Origin of the sequence: Bradyrhizobium sp. HKCCYLS20291, from assembly GCF_051167715.1 — a bacterium.
Classification (GTDB): domain Bacteria; phylum Pseudomonadota; class Alphaproteobacteria; order Rhizobiales; family Xanthobacteraceae; genus Bradyrhizobium.
Genome location: NZ_JBNPTO010000011.1, coordinates 90,743 through 111,217 on the forward strand (window position 1 = coordinate 90,743; position 20,475 = coordinate 111,217).

Sequence of the window (20,475 nt, forward strand, 5' to 3'; positions counted from 1 at the left end):
TTCTCATGAGCGACGGCGAGCCGTCTCGCCGTCGCTCCATCCTGTTTGCGCCTCAACGTCGCGCCAAGAGCGGTTGCAATGCCCGATCTCCTTCTCGAACTGTTCTCCGAAGAAATCCCTGCGCGCATGCAGGCCAAGGCGGCCGAGGATCTGCGCCGCATGGTCACCGACAAGCTCGTCGCCGAAGGCCTCGTCTATGAGGGCGCCAAGGCGTTCGCGACGCCGCGCCGGCTGGCGCTGACCGTGCACGGCATCCCGGCGCGGCAGGCCGATCTGAAGGACGAGCGCAAGGGCCCGCGCGTCGGCGGTCCGGACGCGGCGATCCAGGGCTTTCTGAAGGCCACCGGCCTGTCCTCGCTCGACGAGGCGACGATCCAGCGCGACCCCAAGAAGGGCGATTTCTACGTCGCGCTGATCGAGAAGCCCGGTCGCGCCACCATCGATGTGCTCGCCGAGATGTTGCCGGTCATCGTCAGGACCTTCCCCTGGCCCAAGTCGATGCGCTGGGGTAAGCGCTCGGAAAAGCCCGGCGCGCTGAACTGGGTGCGGCCGCTGCACGCGATCACCGCGACGTTCGGTCTCGAAACCGAGGAACCCGATGTCGTCAGTTTCGCCGTCGACGGCATCGAGGCCGGGCAGACCACCTATGGCCATCGCTTCCTGGCGCCAGCTCCGATCTCGGTGCGCCGCTTCGAGGACTACGAGGCAAAACTGCTCGACGCCAAGGTCGTGCTCGACCCGCAGCGCCGCAAGGACACCATCGTCACCGACGCCAAGCAGCTCGCCTTCGCGCAAGGCTATGAGCTGGTCGAGGATCAGGTGCTGCTGGACGAGGTCGCAGGCCTCGTCGAATGGCCGGTCGTGCTGATGGGCTCGTTCGATCCTGACTACCTGAAGGTCCCCGGCGAGGTGATCCGCGCCACCATCCGCAACAACCAGAAATGCTTCGTGGTGCGCGACCCCAAGACGGGCGGGCTGGCACCGAAATTCATCCTGACCGCGAACATCGAGGCCACCGACGGCGGCAAGACCATCATCGCCGGCAACGAGCGGGTCATCCGCGCGCGGCTGTCGGATGCGAAGTTCTTCTATGAGACGGACCTCAAGACGAGGCTCGAGGACCGGCTGCCGAAGTTCGAGCAGATCGTGTTCCACGAGAAGCTGGGGACGCAAGCCGCGCGCATCGCGCGGATCGAGAAGCTTGCTGCCGAGATCGCGCCGCTGGTCGGCGCCGACGCCGCGAAGACCGCGCGCGCGGCGAAGCTCGCCAAGGCCGACCTGTTGACCGAGGTCGTCGGGGAGTTTCCGGAAGTGCAGGGCCTGATGGGCAAGTACTACGCGCTGGCCCAGGGCGAGGACGCGTCTGTCGCCGCTGCTTGCGAGGAGCACTACAAGCCGCAGGGGCCCGGCGATCGCGTGCCGACCGACAAGGTCGCGGTCGCCGTGGCGCTGGCTGACAAGCTCGATACGCTGGTCGGCTTCTGGGCGATCGACGAGAAGCCGACGGGGTCGAAGGATCCGTATGCGCTGCGCCGCGCGGCGCTTGGTGTGATCAGGCTGATCACCGAGAACGCGCTGCGCCTGTCACTGTTGAAGGTCGCCGCCTCTGCCTTGGTCGGCTTGCAGGTAAAGAGCGCGCATGAGCCGGACAAGCTCACAGCCGATCTGCTCTCCTTCTTCGCCGACCGTCTGAAGGTGCAACTGCGTGAGCAGGGCGCCCGGCACGACCTCGTCGATGCCGTGTTCGCGCTCGGCGGTCAGGATGATCTCCTGATGGTCGTCCGCCGCGTCGAGGCGCTCGGCAAATTCCTCGACAGCGACGACGGCAAGAACCTGCTCGCCGGCACCAAACGCGCCTCCAACATCCTCGCCATCGAGGAGAAGAAGGACAAGCGCAAGTTCGACGGTGCGCCCGACGTTGCGCTGTACAAGCTCGACGAGGAGAAGGCGCTGGCCAAGGCGATCGGCGAAGTGGCCGCGGAAGCGGGCGCTGCCGTCGCCAAGGAGGACTTTGCCGCGGCGATGCGCGCGATGGCCAAGCTGCGTCCGGCGGTCGACGCGTTCTTCGACAAGGTGAAGGTCAACGACGACGACGCGGCGATCCGCGAGAACCGGCTCAAGCTGTTGAACGAGATCCGCAGCGCAACTCGGGCTGTCGCCGACTTCTCCAAGATCGAGGGCTGATCGTGGATCGGCCGACGCTCGCCGCTTACGACCGTGAGGCGGCGGCGTTCGCGGCCGACTGGCATGCGCAGCCGGCGCCGGCCGATCTGCACGCCATCATCAAGCGCTTCTTCATTGCGGGCGGCCGCACCGCCGACATTGGCTGCGGCAGCGGCCGCGAGGTCGGCTGGCTCAATGCCAGCTTCTATCCGGCCGAGGGGTTCGATGCGTCGGAAGCGCTGCTGGACGAGGCGCGGGGGCGCTATCCGGACGCCCGCTTCACACCGGCCGCGTTGCCGGACCTCCCGGGGATCGCGGACGCCAGCTTCGACAATGTGCTGTGCGAGACCGTGCTGATGCATCTCGACCGCAGCGACGTCGTGCCGTCGGTGCGGCGGATGCGCGCGATCACGAAGCCCGGCGGCATCCTGTATCTGAGCTGGCGGGTCACGGAGCACGCCGATCAGCGCGACGCACACGGCCGGTTGTATGCCGTGGTCGATCTCGCAGCCATCCGCGCGGTCTTTTCGGGAGATACGACGCTGCTCGACGAGCAGGTCGTCAGTGAGTCCTCAGGCAAGATCATTCACCGCATGGTGGTGAAGAAGGCCGCTTGACACCACGCCCTAGTAGGGTGGGCAAAGGCGCTGCCGTGGTCTCTCCCCATGTGCGCTCGTGGTGGCGCCGTGCCCACCGTCTCACCGCGAAGCCGCCGCCCGATGGTGGGCACGCTGCCGCCTGACGGCGGCCGCTTTGCCCACCCTACGCAGTCGTCGCGCTCAGCAAAAAAGTAAGCCCCACCCGGCGGGGGGAACCGGGCAGGGCCTTTACATCTGGCCGCTTGCGGGGGCGTTGGCGACCAAATGCAGCTCGATAACTACTCAACCACCTGAATGATCCCGCCGCGATCGCGGTTCGACCAGAACAGTTTCGCCGTTCACCACCGTGTAGCGATAAGGTGTCGCACCGAAGCGCTCGGGAACGTCGTAATAGGTAACACCCTGTTCGGGCAGCACGGTCCCCACAACTACGCGATCGCGGATCACATAGTTGGGAACACGCACCTGAACGACGTACTCGCGGAATTCCGGACGGCGCTCCACGGTGATAACCGGAGCATCCTCCTCGACCACGACGCTGCGGCCAGTGCCGATGGTGGTGGACTGCGCTTGCGCAGCCGCGGGAATGATGAGGGCGGCAGCGAGAGCTGCAAGGGTGAGTTGGTTGCGCATGAGCGGAGCTCCCTGCTGTTGATCTCAAGAGACGACCGGCATGCGCCGGCACCTGGCTCGCAATGCCGGCTCGAAGCCATCGTTCCCCGGGGAACCCGAGGCATTTTCGCGGCAGCGCTGCGCCTGGGGAACCGGAACCCGTGCCGTGCGTCTCCTATTCCGCCACGATGAGCCGGGATAAAGTCCGGCCCACTCGAATCGCCCCTCTCTCGTCTTTCAATCCATTCAGAGTCCGCCGATGCACCTGACCGTTGCCCACATTTCGCCGATCATGTCCGTGATCGCCGGCGTGCTCATCCTGATCATGCCTCGCCTGCTGATTTACATCGTCGCGATCTTCCTGATCCTGAACGGCCTGATTGGTATGGGCCTGCTGAAGTGGCTTCATTTCTAGCCTTCCGGGGGGCGGCTAGTCCCAAGGTCGGGAACCTCTGTGCTTGCGCTGCAGCGCCCAAAGTGGTGTAAGGCGCGCGATTTCTCCTCCCATTTGCGGATCGAACCATCTCATGGCCAAAGCGGTAGCGAAGTCTAAGAAAGTTGCAGCGAAATCAAAGCCTTCCAAGTCGGGCAAGGCCAAGGCCGCTCCGCTCGCTCCGCCGCGCAAGGCGCTGAAGACGGCGCCGAAGTCGGCTGCAAAGGCGGCGCCGAAGGCGCCAGTGAAAACCGCTCCGAAGAAGCCGGCCAAAACGGCCGCCAAAAGCGTTGCAAAGCCGGCCGCGAAGGCGGCAAAGCCTGTCGCCAAGAGTGCGGCCAAAGGTTCGGTCACCGCCATCAAGCCGAACAAGTGGGTCTATACGTTTGGTGACGGCAAGGCCGAGGGCAAGGCCGGCCTGCGCGACCTGCTCGGCGGCAAGGGCGCCAACCTCGCCGAGATGGCCAATCTGGGCCTGCCGGTGCCTCCGGGCTTCACCATCCCGACCTCGGTCTGCACCTACTTCTACGCCAACGACAAGACCTATCCCAAGGAGCTGCGCTCGCAGGTCGACAAGGCGCTCGAGTATATCGGCAAGCTGACCGGCAAGACATTCGGCGATCCGGAAAACCCGCTGCTGGTGTCGGTGCGTTCCGGCGGCCGCGCCTCGATGCCGGGCATGATGGACACCGTGCTCAACCTCGGCCTCAACGACCAGACCGTCGAGGCGCTGGCCTCGCTGTCCGGCGACCGCCGCTTCGCCTTCGACAGCTATCGCCGCTTCATCACGATGTATTCGGATGTCGTGCTCGGCTTCGAGCACCATCATTTCGAGGACATCCTCGACAGCTTCAAGGATACGCAGGGCTATCAGCTCGACACCGATCTCTCGTCCGAGGATTGGGAGATGCTGGTCGGCAAGTACAAGGAAGCGGTAGCCCACGAGACCGGCAAGGATTTCCCGCAGGATCCGCATGACCAGCTGTGGGGCGCAATCGGCGCCGTGTTCTCATCCTGGATGAATGCGCGCGCGGTGACCTATCGCAAGCTGCACGACATTCCGGAGTCCTGGGGCACCGCCGTCAACGTCCAGGCCATGGTGTTCGGCAACATGGGCGACACTTCGGCCACCGGCGTCGCCTTCACCCGCAATCCCTCGACCGGCGAGAGCAAGCTGTACGGCGAGTTCCTGATCAACGCCCAGGGCGAGGACGTCGTCGCCGGCATCCGCACGCCGCAGGATATCACCGAGGACGCCCGGATCGAGTCCGGCTCCGACAAGGCGTCGATGGAAAGCGCGATGCCCGAGGCGTTCCACGAGCTGACCCGCATCTACACGCTGCTCGAGAAGCACTACCGCGACATGCAGGACATGGAGTTCACGGTCGAGCGCGGCAAGCTGTGGATGCTGCAGACCCGCAGCGGCAAGCGCACCGCCAAGGCGGCGCTGCGCATCGCCGTCGAGCTCGCCCATGAGGGCCTGATCTCGCAGAACGACGCCGTGCTCCGCGTCGATCCGGCCTCGCTCGATCAGCTCTTGCATCCGACCATCGATCCCTCCGCCAAGCGCGACGTGGTCGCCACCGGCCTGCCGGCCTCGCCGGGCGCAGCGTCCGGAGAGATCGTGTTCTCGTCGGATGAGGCCACCAAGCTGCAGGCTGACGGCCGCAAGGTCATCCTGGTCCGCATCGAGACCTCGCCGGAGGACATCCACGGCATGCACGCCGCGGAAGGCATTCTCACCACCCGCGGCGGCATGACCTCGCATGCGGCGGTGGTCGCGCGCGGCATGGGCAAGCCCTGCGTCTCCGGCTGCGGCACCATCCGCGTCGACTACGGCCGGGGCACGATGAGCATCGGCGGCCGCACCTTCAAGACCGGCGACGTCATCACCATCGACGGCTCGGTCGGCCAGGTGCTGGCGGGCCGCATGCCGATGATCGAGCCGGAGCTGTCCGGCGAGTTCGGCACCCTGATGGGCTGGGCGGACGCCGTGCGCGAGACCGGCGTGCGCGTCAATGCCGACACCCCGGAGGATGCGCGCACCGCGATCAAGTTCGGCGCCGAGGGCATCGGCCTGTGCCGCACCGAGCACATGTTCTTCGAGGAGACTCGCATCCGCACGGTGCGTGAGATGATCCTCTCGGAAGAAGAGCAGGAGCGCCGCGCCGCGCTGTCGAAACTGCTGCCGATGCAGCGTGCCGACTTCGTCGAGCTGTTCGAGATCATGAAGGGCCTGCCGGTCACGATCCGTCTGCTCGACCCGCCGCTGCACGAGTTCCTGCCGCACACCCAGGCCGAGGTCGAGGAAGTCGCGCGCGCAATGAACACCGATCCGCGCCGGCTGGCCGACCGCGCCCGCGAGCTGTCGGAGTTCAACCCGATGCTCGGCTTCCGCGGCTGCCGTCTGGCGATCGCATATCCGGAGATCGCCGAGATGCAGGCGCGCGCGATCTTCGAGGCGGCGGTCGAGGCCGAGAAGCGCACCGGCGAGGCCGTCGGCCTCGAGGTCATGGTGCCGCTGATCGCGACCAAGGCCGAGTTCGACCTGGTCAAGGCGCGCATCGACGCGATGGCGCAGGCGGTGATCCGCGAGACCGGCGCCAAGCTGGAGTACCAGGTCGGCACCATGATCGAGCTGCCGCGCGCCGTGCTGATGGCCGGGCAGATCGCCGAGGCCGCCGAGTTCTTCTCGTTCGGCACCAACGACCTGACGCAGACGACCTACGGCATCAGCCGCGACGACGCCGGCAGCTTCCTCGGCGCCTACGTCTCGAAGGGCATCCTCGAGATCGATCCGTTCATCTCGCTCGATCGCGAGGGCGTCGGCGAGCTGGTCAAGATCGGCGTCGAGCGCGGCCGCGCCACGCGGCCGAACCTCAAGGTCGGCATCTGCGGCGAGCATGGCGGCGACCCGGCCTCGGTCGCGTTCTGCCACAAGGTCGGCATGAACTACGTCTCGTGCTCGCCCTACCGCGTGCCGATCGCCCGCCTCGCCGCCGCGCAATCCGCGCTCGGCAAGGAGATCGCCAGCCAGGCGTGATTGCTATGCTGATCGACGTGAATTGAATGAAGGCCGGCACATGTTGCCGGCCTTTTTCGTTGTTGGTCATCATCGTTCGTCGCGATGTGCGTGCGTGAATTTAGCTAGATGACGCGGACGCGTGCCGCACGCACGGTGCGCTCCCTCTCCCCGTTCTTCACGGGGAGAGGGGTTGGGGTGAGGGGCAGACGCACGGGAAGTGCTATTTTGAGAGGTCGTTCACATCGACGTAGAGTTGCCGTGCCCGTCCGATGGATTTGAGTTCTGGACTCCGCGCGTGCCATGCCCCTCACCCGGATTGCTGCGCAATCCGACCTCTCCCCGCATAAGAGCGGGGAGAGGTGCACCGAGCGCGCTGCGCCGTCAGCGCCGCAAGCATTCAACTCTCCTCAGCATCTCGTCGGTCGATTCTGCTGCCCAATGCTAACTTACGAATGTTCCACTTACGAACATCTCGCACCGGCGCTTCGATCTCTCCACGCTTCGAAAAAATCATTTCACCGCGTTCGTTGACCGAATGTTCACCACTCTCGTCGGTGCGCTGTTTACCACGCATCTCGATCACGCTGCGCTCTGCAACCTCGCTGCTTGCGTGTTTCGATCGTGCAACGCGGGTTAACTCCTCAGCAACCTAAACCCGTTACGAACGTGACAGATCGAATTGCACGGAAGCACTGTCGTTCGGTCGTGTGAGTAGCGTAGCGTTGCGTTGAGCGTATCGATGTTAGTTCTGCGTCCCGGTCCGAAGGGCGCGCGTCTTGCGTCCTTCGGACTCGGTCTCTGCGTCTTCGCTCTGATGCCGACAGAGACCGGATATCAAGACATCGCCTCTCTGCTCGCCCGCCAGCCGGGCGTCGCCGAGCGCTGGCAGAAGCGCGTGTTCTCCGCCGGCGCCTCCATCCAGCTCGCCACCTACAGCTTCGGCCGTCCGATCGGAACGTCGGCGCCGCGGGCCGTGAGCCTTCGCCGTGCAAGCCTCGACGACGGCGATGTCGACATCACCGGATCGACGCCGCGCAATCCGGCGCTGCAGGTCGCGCCACGCTACCAGGCATCCGATTTTCCCACCGTCGACCGCACGCTGAAAGGCGATCGCCTCGTCGTGCGTCCGCCGGCCTCGCCTACGCCTTCGACGGCCCCGACCGAATCGGCCGAGCCCGCTCCGGCGCCGGTCGAGCCGGCCCCGGCCGCTCCGACACAACCCAATTCGAATTCGTCGGTGTTCGGAACCAAGACCACGGAGGCGCCGGCCGAAGCGCCGCCGCCACGTGCCGCCCTCGACCCCGAATTGCAGGAAGCGCTGAGCGCCCCGCCGCTCGCGCAGTACGACGCGACGAAGCCCGAGATCCAGCCCTCGGGCGAGCTCAAGCCGGGCGCCGATCCGACGGCGACCGATGCGCCCGTCAGCTATGACGGCCTCAACGTCAAGACCGCCAATCTCTATTTCGGCACGGCGTCGCTCGGCGGTGCCGCCGGAACGATGGAAAATTGGCAACCGGGCGAGGCGCCGCTGATCGTGATGCCGGATCCGGACCTCAAGCCGATGGCCGTGCTGTCATCGCCGGCCGACGACATCGGCAAGGCCGGCGACGGCGGCGAGAGCATCGCGCCGAAGGGCGAGGTGAACACCGACAATCAGCGGGCGAGAACGCCGGCCGAGCGCCTCGGTCTCGCCGACGACAAGGTCCGCTTCAAGTCCGAGAAGTGCCTCGCGGAGGCGGTGTATTTCGAATCACGCGGCGAGGCGGTGCGCGGCCAGATCGCGGTCGCCCAGGTGGTGCTGAACCGCGCGTTCTCCGGCTACTATCCGACCACGGTGTGCGGCGTCGTCTACCAGAACAAGTACCGCCACTTCGCCTGCCAGTTCACCTTCGCCTGCGACAACAATGCTGATGTCATCCGCGAGCCCGAGATGTGGGATCGCGCCAAAAAGATCGCCAAGGCGATGCTCGACGGCGAGATCTGGCTGCCCGAGGTCGGCAAGTCGACGCACTATCATGCCTATTGGGTACGTCCGTCCTGGGTCGCCGAAATGAAGCGCATGTACAAGTTCGGCGTCCATACGTTCTACCGGCCGAAGCGGTGGGGCGACGGCAGCGACGCGCCGAGCTGGGGCACGCCGCAGCAGACGGCGGCCATCTCGGCCGAACTGGCCGAGGCCGCCAAGAGCGAGGCCGAGATCAATCCGAACTGGACCCGGCGCTGAGATCCAGGTCCAGGCTTCCCGGCCGGTCGACCGACGTCCACGTGCCTGAGGAGGGCGATGAGGACGTCGATGCCGGGGAGGGCGTAGATCAGGGGCGCGCATTCCACTCCATGAAGCGGCGGTACAGCTCGGTCTGCTGAGCCGGTGCGGGCGGCGTCGCGCCCGGCCGCTTCGCGGCGGCGGGAACGCGCGCAGAGGGCAGGGCGGCTGTCGCCGCAACCGGCTTGGCCGCACCGACGGCGGCGGGCGCGGCCGGCTTCGCGACGCCAGCGGCGGCCGGAGCGGCCTCCGACGTCCGGGTTGCCCGATCGAGCCATTCCTGCGCGGTGCGGAAGCGGGTCCAGCCGGCGACCGGCGCACGCGGCGCCATCTCGCGCCACTTCGGATGGAAGGGCGGCCGCTGCAGCTGCGCCATGCGCGAGAACAGCGATTCGACCAGCAGCGACAGCCGGCGATAGCGGTCGCTTCCCGGCTGCCAATTATACGACGCCAGCACGGCCTCCGCGGCGATGGTGTCCACCGGCTCGGACTTGGAGATCAGATTGGGGTAGTCGTCCGCGGTGAGCCGCGACGGCAGGTAGTCGTCGCGCAACGGCTTTTCGTAGCCGACGGGAACGAGATGCAGGTCGGCATCCGTGATCTGGCTGAGCCAGGGCACCGGCTTGCCGTCCACCGTGATGATCGCGTCGATCTCGCCCTTGCGCAGCATCTCGAGCGCGATGCGCGGCTCGATATAGAGCAGATGCGGCTTGATCTCGAGCCGCTCGAACACGTTGATCGCGGTCACGAAGGTGCTGCCATCCGGCAGGTCGACGGCAACGGTCTTGCCGTCGAGGTCCCGCATGGTGCGGATCGACCGCGGCGCCAGCACGTGCATTTCCTCGTTGAACATCTTGGTGACGTAGACGAGCTGATTGCGGATGTTGCTCGCGAAGTCCTTGCGCTCGAGATACGACAACGTGTCCTTGCGCACGATCCCCACGTCGACGCCCTTGAGCATCAGGATGTCGGACACCGCCTGAACCGAGCCGCTGCCGAGCACCGGCATGATCCGCAGGTTGAGGCCGTCATTGAGGACCGAGGCGACGTCGGCGCCCATCTGCGAATAGGTGCTGCCATAGGAGCCGGTCATCAGGCTCACCGTATTGGCGTTGAGCTGGGTGGCGAGATCGCGCTTGGCCGAGGCATAGCGGAAGATCGCCTTGAAGGAATCGCTGACCGTGCCCGGGTCGATGCCGCTGCGCACCGGCCCGAACCGCTCCCAGCGGCCGCCGGCGAAGCGCTTCATCTGCATCTGCTCGATCGGCGCATGGTCGCTGGCGCTGGTGCTGGCGACGATGCCGGGAATCAGCATCGGAAGCTGGATCCCCTTCAGCGAGCGGGCCTGCTTCATGATGTTGTCGCGGGAGAAGTCGTCGCCGCAATTGCGCAGCACTGCAACCATCAGGTTGGCGAGCGCATAGCCCACGATGCCGAGGCTGTTGTTCTTGCTGACCTCAGGCGCGTAGCGGTCCATGAACGCGGACCACTCGGCAAAGCCGGGACCGCCGCTCTGCTCGCCGCCCTCGTAAAGGATGGTGGCGGAGAGAATTCCTTCCGCATTCTGCACCCCTGCAGGCTGCAGCACGGCGGCAACCGAATCCGAGACCGTGGGGATGATGTGCTCGGGCTTCCAGCCGATCTCGGCGAGGCGGCGGATCGCGAGCACCGTGAATTTCGGGGTGCTGACGTCGATGAGGATGTCGGCGCCGGCGGCCTTGAGCTTGGCAATCTGCTGATTGACGTTGGTATCGGTGACCGCGTAGCCCGCTTCGGCGACGATGGACAGCTTGCCGCCCAGCCCGTCCTTCAGGCCCTTCAGATAGTCCTTGCCGAACTCATCGTCCTGATAGAGCACGCCGATGCGCGCGCCGTCTGGATGCTGCTCGAGCAGATATTGCGCGTGGATGTGGGCTTCGATCTGGTAGCTGGGTTGCGCTCCCATGGTCCAGGGATACTCGCGAGGCTGATCCCAGATCGATGCGCCGGAACCGACGAACAGTTGCGGGATCTTGTTTGCGTTGAGATAGGGCCGCACCGCCAGGCTGGTCGCCGTTCCCACGCTCGCGAAGACGACGTCGACCTTGTCATCCTCCACCAGCCGCCGCGTCAGCTCGACCGTCTTCTGCGGATTGAAGCCATCGTCATAGGAGATGTAGGTGATCTTGCGGCCCCTGATGCCTCCTTCCGCATTCACCTTCTGGAAATAGGCTGATATCACCTTGCCGACGCTGCCGTAGGCTGCCAGCGGCCCGCTATAGGGTGTCGTATTGCCGATCCGGATCTCGCCCTCGGCGGCACGCGCCAGGCCCGGCACGGCGGCAACTACGAGAGCCAACGCAAGGATCGGAAAGTGCGGCGCGCCGGGCATCCGCAGACTTGGCAGCACCGACGATCGGGCCCGCCGAAACAGATGATCGAACATTCCCATCATGAACCTCATCACGCAACACAACACTTGCGGGGACATGCGTCGCCCGCGCGACATGATCACTTGATCTCGGAACGTGGTCACTCGAGGTGCCGCCGGGCCTCGGCTGATCCGAGTTCGGCAGCTCTCGTGTACCAGGCGCGGGCCGTCGTCAGATCGGGGGCGACGCCGACCGCTTTGACTTTCGACAGCACCGCGGGATCGTAGGTCCCGGCCAGCATCAGCGATGCTTCGGCGTCGCCTTCCGCGACGAGCGCCAAAATCAGACGTGCACTTGCAACGTCGCCTGCGCCGATCAGATCGCGTCCGCGCGCCAGCATTTCGCTGATCTCGTCCTTGCTCAGCGCGGCCGCGGCCACGGGGGCCGGGCTTGCCGTCGCGATCATCCGAGACGCCTTGGGCGGACTGGACTGCGGGGTCTCGCGTCCGCTCGCAGCCGGCTTGACGGCCGGGATCGACGCCACGATCGACCCCGCCGGTGCGTTCGCGTTCGCCGCGGCCGGGCCGTCATCGAGCTTCAATTTGTCCGTCAAGCCGATATTTCGATAGGACGATGCAGCGGCGGTTCCCGACCTCGCAGCCGTGTCTGTTTGTGGAGCCTGCATGACGCGGATGGCAATGAAGGCGATGCACGACAGCACGGCCACCGCGGCGCCGAGCCGGAAGACGGCGCTGAGCTCGAGCCGTTCGGGCGGTGGCGAGGGCATCACGACTGGATCGAGCGACGCCAATTGCCGAGATCGGTCCACCTGCACCGGCAGCAATGGCGTTGCTGCAGGTTTGACCGCCGAGGCGTTGCGCCGCCATGCCTCGGGGAGATCGGGAAGATCGGTGTCCGCATCCGGATCCAGCGATGCGTTCGCGAGGATGTCGGACATGGAGGCAGGTTTTGCCGAGGGCCAACGTCCGCCTTGCGTAACATCCGCAGCGATCCGCGATCCGCCACTGCGCAATACAGAACTCATCTCGACTACTCCTGCGATCCCCCGGGTCGACACGGACAGATATGCACTACCTGGACACCGCAATTTTCGCTGTGTTTTATTCTTGTTTGTTCGGTTCTGTCGCTTGTGCCGAATCCCTTATGCACCTGTCCAGCCATTTAGCTGATGCTGGTAAATGCCGCCGGCGGGTCCACGACGCGGGATGGTGCGGCGGTGCCTGTCGAACACGCTTGCAAGCCACGATGGAGGTAATCGTGGCGTAGTCGAGGCGGCCAATTGCGAACTAATCGCGTGCAGGAGCAATGAGCTCGGCGCGCTCACGGGTCGGCATAGTTAAATTGTTCGACGACCGCACGCAAAGGACGAGCTTTGCGATAAGGAGGGCGCGTACTAATCAGCTCGCACCTGTCCAAATTTGCCGGCCAAGGCGACAACAACGAATGGCGCTGTCTCTGCAAGGATTGCGAGCGACCATTCGATTCTGCATGACCCGCCGAAGGCGAGCCGCCGCTATGCGCTGAGTGACCGCGCGGGGTGGGCCGACGGACGCGCGGCGATCTCGTCGGCAGTCTCACGCGCCGCGGCCAGCGTGGTCATGGTCCGCTGCGCAAAGCTCGGATTTTCCGCCGGGCAATCGGCGCGGCAATGCGCGCCGCGGCTCTCGCGCCGGCTCCAGGCCGCGGTGGCGACCAGAAGCGCTGCGCTCGCCATGTTGCGCAGGGTCGGATCGGCGGCGTCCCGTTCGAGCCTTGCGATGATCGCGACGGCTTCGGCCAGCCGTTCCTCGTCGCGGATCACGCCGACATGGCTGGTCATGATCTCACGCAGACCTGCCTCCGTCACTGTCGAGTCCGTGCCGCATGGCTCAGCGAAGGCGACGTCGCGCAAACCGGGCGAAGCCGTCGCGGTCCGGCCGGAGATGTCATCGGCGATGCGCTGGGCGAACACCAAGGCAGCGAGCATCGCATTTCCGGCGATGTGGTTGGCGCCATCGGTCCCGGTGGCGGCGACCTCGCCGGCAGCCCAGAGTCCGTCGATGGAACTGCGGCCATGGTGATCGACCGCGATGCCGCCCATGTGGAAATGCGCCGCCGGCGCCACTGGAATCGGTTGCCGTGTCGGATCCAGGCCCGCGGCGACGCAGGCCCGGTGCAGCATCGGATAGCGCTCCGCGACATCATCGTCGAGCACCTCGCGCGCGTCGAGGAAGGCGCCGCGGCCGGCTGTTATCTCGGCGATGATGCCGCGGGCGACCGTGTCGCGCGGGGCGAGATCCACCAGCGGATGCCGCGGCAGCATGAAGCGCTGGCCGCGCCGATTGACGAGAACAGCGCCGGCGCCGCGCAGACTTTCGCTGACCACGGGCGCAGGATCGGACCCGGCCATCATCGCGGTCGGGTGAAACTGCACGAACTCGGGGTCGGCGATGATGGCGCCGGCGCGCGCGGCGATCGCGAGGCCAACGCCGTTGGCGTGGGATGGATTGGTCGTCACGGCGAACAGGTGGCCGAGGCCGCCGGTCGCCAGGACCACGCTGTTTGCTGGAATCAGTACAGGCGGCGCAGCGCTGCTGTCGATGCGGCGCAGCTTCAGCCCGCGCACCACACGGTGCTCGGTGAGCAGAGCATCGGCGACATGGTTCTCGATCACGCGAATGGAGGGCGCCGCGCGGACCGCGGCGGCCAGCGCCGCGATGATCGCCTGTCCGGTGAAATCGCCTTTCACGCTGAGGATACGCCGGGCGGAATGAGCCGCAGCGCGAGACGTCGCCAGGTCGCCCTTGTGATCGCGATCGAACGCCACGCCGAGATGCAGCAGATCCTCGATCCGCGCTGCGGCGTCACGGGCGAGATCGACTGCAGCCTTGGAATCCACCAGGCCCGCACCCGCGGCGATCATGTCGGCCGCGTGCGCATCCGGGCTGTCACCGGCCGCGACCGCGGACGCGATATCCGCCTGCATCGTCGTCCCGAACGATGTCTCGCCGAGAGCTGTCGCGGAGATCAGCGTGACCGGTCGAGGTGCGAGCTTGAGCGCGCAGAACAGGCCTGCGATTCCGGCGCCGATAATGACGACATCGCCTGAAGTCTCGATCTGCTCGTGGTCCATGTGCTGCCCAATTCCAACGTCCGAGTGGAAGTGGTACCTCGTAACCAGTTAGTTCTTCTTCAGAGACATCCTTCGCTGTTTAGCGTTGTTTGGCGACAAATCGCGGCCGTTCTGAATGTCATTCGCGCAAGAGGTGAAACGTAACTCTTCACTCGCGCGACAGGATGAGTCGACCGGCGCAATGGGCCACATTCGTAAGTTCCTTCGATTGGACCTCCGTCGGCAGGTTCCAAGCGGCGAGCGCAGCGGCATCGATATTTTCATGGCTGAGTTCCGCATTTGAAGCTTGGGCGTTCAATGCAAATGCATTAATCCTGTCGCGCTGCCGAGCCGGGCGGCGCGCAGGGAGGAGCATGGATGTCGATACAGTCGGGTGATCTCGGCGCAGCCTCCCGCGCTGCGAACTGGCGCACGCCGCTCGTCATCATCGTCTGCGGCTGCGCCATTGCGCTGCTCAGTTTCGGGCCGCGCTCCAGCCTCGGCTTCTTCGTTCAGCCCATGAGCCGCGAATTCGCCTGGGGCCGCGACGTGTTCGCGCTGGCGGTCGCGGTGCAGAACCTGCTCTGGGGTCTCGGCCAGCCGCTTGCCGGCGCCATCGCCGACCGCTTCGGTGTCATGCGCGTGATCTGCGTCGGCGCGCTGCTCTATGCCGGCGGGCTGTTGATGATGCGCTACGCGGCGACACCGCTGCAGCTCGACATCGGTGCCGGCGTGCTGGTCGGCTTCGGCCTGTCCGGCTGTTCGTTCAATCTCATCCTGTCGGCCTTCAGCAAGCTGCTGCCGCCGGAGCGGCGCGGCCTGGCGCTCGGCGCCGGCACGGCGGCCGGCTCGCTCGGCCAGTTCCTGTTTGCGCCGTTCGGCGTCGCGCTGATCGATCAGTTCGGCTGGCAGAGCGCGTTGATGGTGTTTGCGACGCTGATGCTGTTCATCGTGCCGCTGTCACTCGCGGTCGCAACGCCGCCGGCGAGTGAGGCCAAGCCGACCGAGGCCGAACAGCAGTCGTTCACGACGGCGCTGATGGAGGCGTTCGGCCACCGCTCCTACGTGCTGCTGGTGCTGGGCTTCTTCACCTGCGGCTTCCAGCTCGCCTTCATCACCGTGCATCTGCCGGCGTTCCTGGTCGACCGCGGCCTGTCGGCGCAGACCGGCGGCTGGGTGATCGCGGTGATCGGCCTGTTCAACATCATCGGCTCGCTCAGCGTCGGCTGGCTGCAGAGCCGGCTGCCGAAGCGCTACATCCTGTCGTTCATCTACTTCACCCGCGCGCTGGCGACGCTGGCCTTCATCTCCTTCCCGGTGACGTCGGCGACCGCGATCGCGTTCGGCGCGGTATCGGGGCTGGCCTGGCTCTCGACCGTGCCGCCGACCTCGTCGCTGGTCGCGATCATGTTCGGCACCCGCTGGCTCGCCACGCTCTATGGCTTCGCCTTCGTCAGCCATCAGGTCGGCGGCTTCCTCGGCGTCTGGCTCGGCGGCATCGTGTTCGAGCGCTACGGCTCGTACACGCCGATCTGGTGGCTCTCGATCCTGTTCGGCGTATTGTCGGCGCTGATCAATCTGCCGATCGTCGAGAAGCCGGTGGCACGCGCCGTGCCCGCCACCTGAGTTGCGTGGCCGACCCGATCGGCTAAACATGGGCTCAATCGAAGAGAGCGCAGGGAGTGCCGCTGTGGGAACGTTCAAGGCGATCCGGATCGACAAGGCCGACAAGGGAACCGTTGCTGCCCTGACGCAGTTCGACGAGGCCGAGCTGATGGACGGCGACGTCACGGTGAAGGTCGAGTGGTCCGACCTGAACTACAAGGACGGGCTGGCGCTCACTGGCAAGGCGCCGGTGGTCCGGCGCTTTCCGATGATCGCGGGCATCGATTTCGCCGGCACGGTCGAGCAGTCGAGCCACCCGCACTGGAAGCCCGGCGACGCCGTGATCTGCACCGGCTGGGGCATGGGCGAGACCCATCTCGGCGCCTACGCCGAGAAGGCACGGGTCAAGGGCGACTGGCTGGTGGGCCTGCCCCAGGGGCTGTCGGCCCGTGACGCGATGGCGATCGGCACGGCCGGCTTCACGGCCATGCTGGCGGTGCTCGCCTTGGAGAAGCACGGCGTGACGCCGGCCAGCGGCCCGGTGGTGGTGACCGGCGCGGCCGGTGGCGTCGGCTCGGTGGCGACCGCCGTGCTCGCCAAGCTCGGCTACCACGTGATCGCCTCGACCGGACGCCTCGCCGAGGCAGATTATCTCAAGTCGCTCGGGGCCGCCGAGGTCATCGACCGCAACGAGCTGTCCGCGCCGGCCAAGCCGCTGGCCAAGGAGCGCTGGGCGGGCGGCATCGACAGCGTCGGCTCCAACACGCTCGCCAACCTGCTGGCCATGGCGAAATATGGTGGCGCGATCGCGGCCTGCGGCCTTGCTGCCGGCATGGATTTGCCGTCATCGGTCGCACCGTTCATTTTGCGCGGCGTGAGCCTGCTCGGCATTGATTCCGTGATGTGCCCGCTGCCCGCCCGCAAGGCCGCCTGGGCGCGTCTGGCGACCGATTTGGATCGCGCAAAACTGTCTGAAATCACTCACGAAATCGCTTTGGACCAGGTAGCGTCACTGGGTCCGCAGATCCTCGCCGGCCAGGTCCGCGGCCGCACGGTGGTAAGAATATCCTGAGGATCTTCAGACTTTTCAAACCATGATGCTCCATTGTTGCCATGGTTGGTATGGTAAGCATGGGGTAAAGATACCGCCTTACCCGCTGCGTGGGGTTAAGTGGAGTTTGATACATGCTCGGGCGTTTTTTGTTGGGGACTCTGACGGCGGGCGCGGTCGTCGCTCCCGCGATTGCCGGATCGATGACGGCCGACGAGGCGCGCAAATTCGTCGCTGGCAAGGTGTTCGCGTTCACCTGTGTTGACGGCACCCGCGGCGCGGGCCGGCTTCTCGATGACATGGGCGCGACCGGCGCGGTGCAATTCAACGGTTCCGGGCCGGTTCGTCATATTCGTCTGCCCGGCAATACGCTGCAGATTCGCGGCCAGAATGTTTGCGCCTCGATCAAGGGCATGCCGTTCGAGCCCTGCTTCAATCTCGACAAGAAGGACGACCGCAGCTTCCGTGGCTCGGTCTCGGGCCTCGGCTCGTTTGCCTATTGCGACTTCCAGCACCAAGGCGGCGCCACGATGCTGATGGCCCGCACGGTGGCCCGGCCGCGCACCGCACGCGCTGCAGTGATGGCCGTCGATCCGGCGCAGACGGAGGTGGCGGCCCGGGTGGAGACGCCGCGGGTGGAACGCAGCAAGGTGGAGCCGGTTCGCACGGAATCCGCGAAGAGCGACAGCAGCAAGTCCGAAAGCGCGAAGACGGATGCCGCGCCGGAATTGCGTCGCTCGACCGATTAGTTGTTAGTTCACCGATCATCAAAACAAGTTCCAGATTAACATAGATCAGTATTTTCCGTGCCCAGCGCACGCTAGTGGTCATTGCGCCGTAATCGTACGGCATCTCAAATTCATGCCTCGGTAGCGACTCACGATGCAGTTTGCGACCCAGGGGGGTGGCCCACTAGAAAGGGTCGATAATGTCGCTGTACTTCTTCCGCATCAGCCAGGGCCGTTATTCCGGCGCGGCTGATCAGCCGTATGAGTTCGCCAACAAGGAATCTGCCTGGGATGAGCTGACTGCCGTCTGTTCCGATCTCATCGGGGGCATCTCGCGCACTCTTCAACAGGGGACAGAGTGGCAGATGGAACTGCTCGACGAAGCCAAGCAGCCGGTGTTCCGGATCCGCCTGGTGTCGGAAGCCGTCAGCTGAGCGGGCGGATCGAGAGTGCGGCCTGGACGGGTTTCGTTCGGCCGCAGGGTTGCTCGGGCATTCGCTCGAGATCGAAGCGCGATCAGGGGTTCTTGTTGGCGGGGAGCGTCGCGACCGCCGCAACCCCTAGTAGGGAACGAGTTCGCCCGAAGCTGCGCCGGGCGATCGGCGGGGAGCACCGATGCGGTCTCCTGCAGGGCCACCGCCAAGACGAAGCGCCCCAGTAGCGCTCCGTCTCCGTATTCCTACGGCTGATGGGCTTAACCTATATTTGGTTGCTTTATCTGCAAATGGTTCCCGTCGGGGAACGTCCGCTTAAGGCCCCGATCAGCTGCCCACGCCTGGACGGATCGTCCCGAGTGTCGGCAGTGAGCGGCAATAGCCGCACAGCCATCTGGGGTCGACCGGTGTCAAAAATGTCCATTCGCACGAAGATCATTGCGGTCATCGCCTTCATGTTGGTGACCATGTCCGGGCTCGGCGTCCTCGCCGTGACCAGCATGCATTCCATCAACGCAAGCACGGTCGATATCGCGACCAACTGGCTGCCCAGCGTGCGCACCGTCGGTGAGTTGCGGGCCGACATCAACCTGCTGCGCATCGCGTTGCGCGCGCATGTGATGGCCGACACGGCCGAAGCCAAGCAGGCCGGCGGCACGCGGGTCAACGGAGTTCTCGCGGCGATCGACAAGGACCGCAAGGCCTACGAGTCGATGATCACGTCGGCCGAGGAACGCGCGATCTACAACAACTGGGTGCAGGCCTGGGAGAAATACGTCGTCGCCATCAAGCAGGTGATGGACGAATCGAACAAGAGCGTCGGACGCGCTCCGAAGGAGGCGACCGAACTGCTGGAGAAGTCGGCCGCCGCGATCGCACGCGACGCCGACAAGTACTTCATCCAGAGCATCGAGCTCAACAACAAGGGCGCCGAGATCGCGACGAAGCAGGCTGCCGACAGTTTTTCGCGTGCGTTGTGGCTGGTCGTCTCGATCATTGCTGCCGTGATCGTCGCCGGCATCGTGGTCGGCTTTTATCTGGTGCAGAACGTCTCGCATGGCATCGCCTCGATCATCAGGCCGATGCAGGAGCTCGCCAAGGGTGACCTGAGCGCCGAGGTGACGCATCGCGGCGAGCCGACCGAGATCGGCGCGATGGCCGACACGCTGCAGGTGTTCAAGGAAGCGCTGATCGCCAAGAAGGAGGCCGACGAGCTCGCCGCCCGGGATGCCCAGGCCAAGATCGAGCGCGGACGGCGCGTCGATGACATCACGCGCCAGTTCGAGGCGACGATCGGCGAGATCGTGCAGACGGTGTCGTCGGCTTCGACCGAGCTCGAGCATTCCGCCGGGGCGCTGTCGTCCACCGCGACGCGCTCGCAGGAGATCTCCACCCATGTCGCGGCCGCGTCCGAGGAAGCCTCGACCAACGTGCAGTCCGTCGCCTCTGCGACGGAGGAGCTGTCCTCCTCGATCACCGAGATCAGCCGTCAGGTGCAGGAATCGGCCCGCATGGCCAACGAGGCGGTCGAGCAGGCGCGCATGACCAATGATCGCGTCGGCGAGCTGACCAAGGCGGCCGCGCGCATCGGCGACGTCGTCGAGCTGATCAACACCATCGCCGGCCAGACCAACCTGCTCGCCCTGAACGCCACCATCGAGGCGGCGCGCGCCGGCGAGGCCGGCCGCGGCTTCGCGGTCGTCGCATCGGAAGTGAAGGCGCTGGCCGAGCAGACCGCCAAGGCGACCGACGAGATCGGTCAGCAGGTCTCCGGCATCCAGGCCGCGACGCAGGAATCGGTCGGCGCCATCAAGGCGATCTCGTCGACGATCGAGAAGCTGTCGGAAATCTCGTCGGCCATCGCTGCGGCGGTGGAGGAGCAGGGCGCGGCGACGCAGGAGATCTCGCGCAACGTCCAGCAGGCCTCGCAGGGCACGCAGGAGGTCTCGTCGAACGTCGTCGACGTGCAGCGCGGCGCGTCGGAGACGGGTCAGGCGTCGGCGCATGTTCTTCAGGCAGCCCAATCGCTGGCCACAGACAGCGACCGGCTGAAGCGCGAGGTCGCCACGTTCCTGCAGTCGGTCCGGGTGGCCTGACGC

15 protein-coding genes are annotated in these 20,475 nt (G+C 65.7%); 10 read left to right on the plus strand and 5 right to left on the minus strand.

Going from position 1 to position 20,475, the window contains the following annotated elements:
* The first annotated feature begins 78 nt into the window (after nucleotides 1-78).
* Nucleotides 79-2,184, plus strand: a complete 2,106-nt coding sequence (glyS, locus tag ACQR07_RS23255) for a glycine--tRNA ligase subunit beta (protein WP_434904462.1) — start codon at nucleotides 79-81, stop codon at nucleotides 2,182-2,184.
* A 2-nt stretch (nucleotides 2,185-2,186) separates the two neighbouring features.
* The gene (locus ACQR07_RS23260) at nucleotides 2,187-2,780 is read left to right on the plus strand and encodes a class I SAM-dependent methyltransferase (RefSeq protein WP_434904463.1); all 594 of its coding nucleotides are present in this window, start codon (nucleotides 2,187-2,189) and stop codon (nucleotides 2,778-2,780) included.
* 264 nt (nucleotides 2,781-3,044) lie between these two features.
* On the opposite strand, the gene ACQR07_RS23265 is transcribed toward ACQR07_RS23260, so the two are convergent.
* Nucleotides 3,045-3,395 (minus strand): DUF1236 domain-containing protein, encoded by a 351-nt coding sequence (locus ACQR07_RS23265; RefSeq protein WP_434904464.1) that lies wholly within the window; start codon nucleotides 3,393-3,395, stop codon nucleotides 3,045-3,047.
* A gap of 238 nt (nucleotides 3,396-3,633) precedes the next feature.
* On the opposite strand from ACQR07_RS23265, the gene ACQR07_RS23270 reads away from it, so the two are divergent.
* Complete coding sequence (locus ACQR07_RS23270) at nucleotides 3,634-3,789, plus strand: DUF3096 domain-containing protein (RefSeq protein ID WP_434868509.1); 156 nt, start codon at nucleotides 3,634-3,636, stop codon at nucleotides 3,787-3,789.
* 112 nt (nucleotides 3,790-3,901) lie between these two features.
* Entirely contained in the window at nucleotides 3,902-6,850 is a 2,949-nt protein-coding gene (ppdK, locus tag ACQR07_RS23275) for a pyruvate, phosphate dikinase (RefSeq protein ID WP_434904465.1), read from the plus strand.
* A 379-nt stretch (nucleotides 6,851-7,229) separates the two neighbouring features.
* Here ppdK and ACQR07_RS23280 read toward each other — a convergent pair whose 3' ends face one another.
* On the minus strand, nucleotides 7,230-7,415 hold the full coding sequence (locus tag ACQR07_RS23280) for a hypothetical protein (RefSeq protein WP_434904466.1): 186 nt from the start codon (nucleotides 7,413-7,415) through the stop codon (nucleotides 7,230-7,232).
* A 156-nt stretch (nucleotides 7,416-7,571) separates the two neighbouring features.
* On the opposite strand from ACQR07_RS23280, the gene ACQR07_RS23285 reads away from it, so the two are divergent.
* Nucleotides 7,572-9,056 (plus strand): cell wall hydrolase, encoded by a 1,485-nt coding sequence (locus tag ACQR07_RS23285; protein WP_434904467.1) that lies wholly within the window; start codon nucleotides 7,572-7,574, stop codon nucleotides 9,054-9,056.
* Between the two features lie 88 nt (nucleotides 9,057-9,144).
* Here the strand turns inward: ACQR07_RS23285 and ACQR07_RS23290 are convergent, their stop codons facing one another.
* The 3 genes from ACQR07_RS23290 to ACQR07_RS23300 all read right to left on the minus strand — a co-directional run bounded on the left by ACQR07_RS23290 (nucleotide 9,145) and on the right by ACQR07_RS23300 (nucleotide 14,579).
* Nucleotides 9,145-11,526, minus strand: coding sequence for an ABC transporter substrate-binding protein (locus tag ACQR07_RS23290; RefSeq protein WP_434904588.1), 2,382 nt, complete (start codon nucleotides 11,524-11,526; stop codon nucleotides 9,145-9,147).
* A gap of 80 nt (nucleotides 11,527-11,606) precedes the next feature.
* Nucleotides 11,607-12,404, minus strand: coding sequence for a hypothetical protein (locus tag ACQR07_RS23295; RefSeq protein ID WP_434904468.1), 798 nt, complete (start codon nucleotides 12,402-12,404; stop codon nucleotides 11,607-11,609).
* 576 nt (nucleotides 12,405-12,980) lie between these two features.
* Nucleotides 12,981-14,579: an L-aspartate oxidase gene (locus ACQR07_RS23300; RefSeq protein WP_434904469.1), complete on the minus strand. Its 1,599-nt coding sequence runs from the start codon at nucleotides 14,577-14,579 to the stop codon at nucleotides 12,981-12,983.
* 357 nt (nucleotides 14,580-14,936) lie between these two features.
* Here ACQR07_RS23300 and ACQR07_RS23305 point away from each other — a divergent pair, with 357 nt between their 5' ends.
* The 5 genes from ACQR07_RS23305 (at nucleotide 14,937) to ACQR07_RS23325 (ending at nucleotide 20,472) form a co-directional block, all read left to right on the plus strand.
* Nucleotides 14,937-16,184: an MFS transporter gene (locus ACQR07_RS23305; protein WP_434904470.1), complete on the plus strand. Its 1,248-nt coding sequence runs from the start codon at nucleotides 14,937-14,939 to the stop codon at nucleotides 16,182-16,184.
* Between the two features lie 64 nt (nucleotides 16,185-16,248).
* Entirely contained in the window at nucleotides 16,249-17,235 is a 987-nt protein-coding gene (acuI, locus tag ACQR07_RS23310; RefSeq protein ID WP_434904471.1) for an acrylyl-CoA reductase (NADPH), read from the plus strand.
* Between the two features lie 113 nt (nucleotides 17,236-17,348).
* Complete coding sequence (locus tag ACQR07_RS23315) at nucleotides 17,349-17,963, plus strand: hypothetical protein (protein WP_434904472.1); 615 nt, start codon at nucleotides 17,349-17,351, stop codon at nucleotides 17,961-17,963.
* Nucleotides 17,964-18,142: 179 nt separating this feature from the next.
* Complete coding sequence (locus tag ACQR07_RS23320; protein WP_434868502.1) at nucleotides 18,143-18,376, plus strand: DUF6894 family protein; 234 nt, start codon at nucleotides 18,143-18,145, stop codon at nucleotides 18,374-18,376.
* Nucleotides 18,377-18,783: 407 nt separating this feature from the next.
* Entirely contained in the window at nucleotides 18,784-20,472 is a 1,689-nt protein-coding gene (locus tag ACQR07_RS23325) for a methyl-accepting chemotaxis protein (protein WP_434904473.1), read from the plus strand.
* The last annotated feature ends 3 nt before the right edge of the window (nucleotides 20,473-20,475 follow it).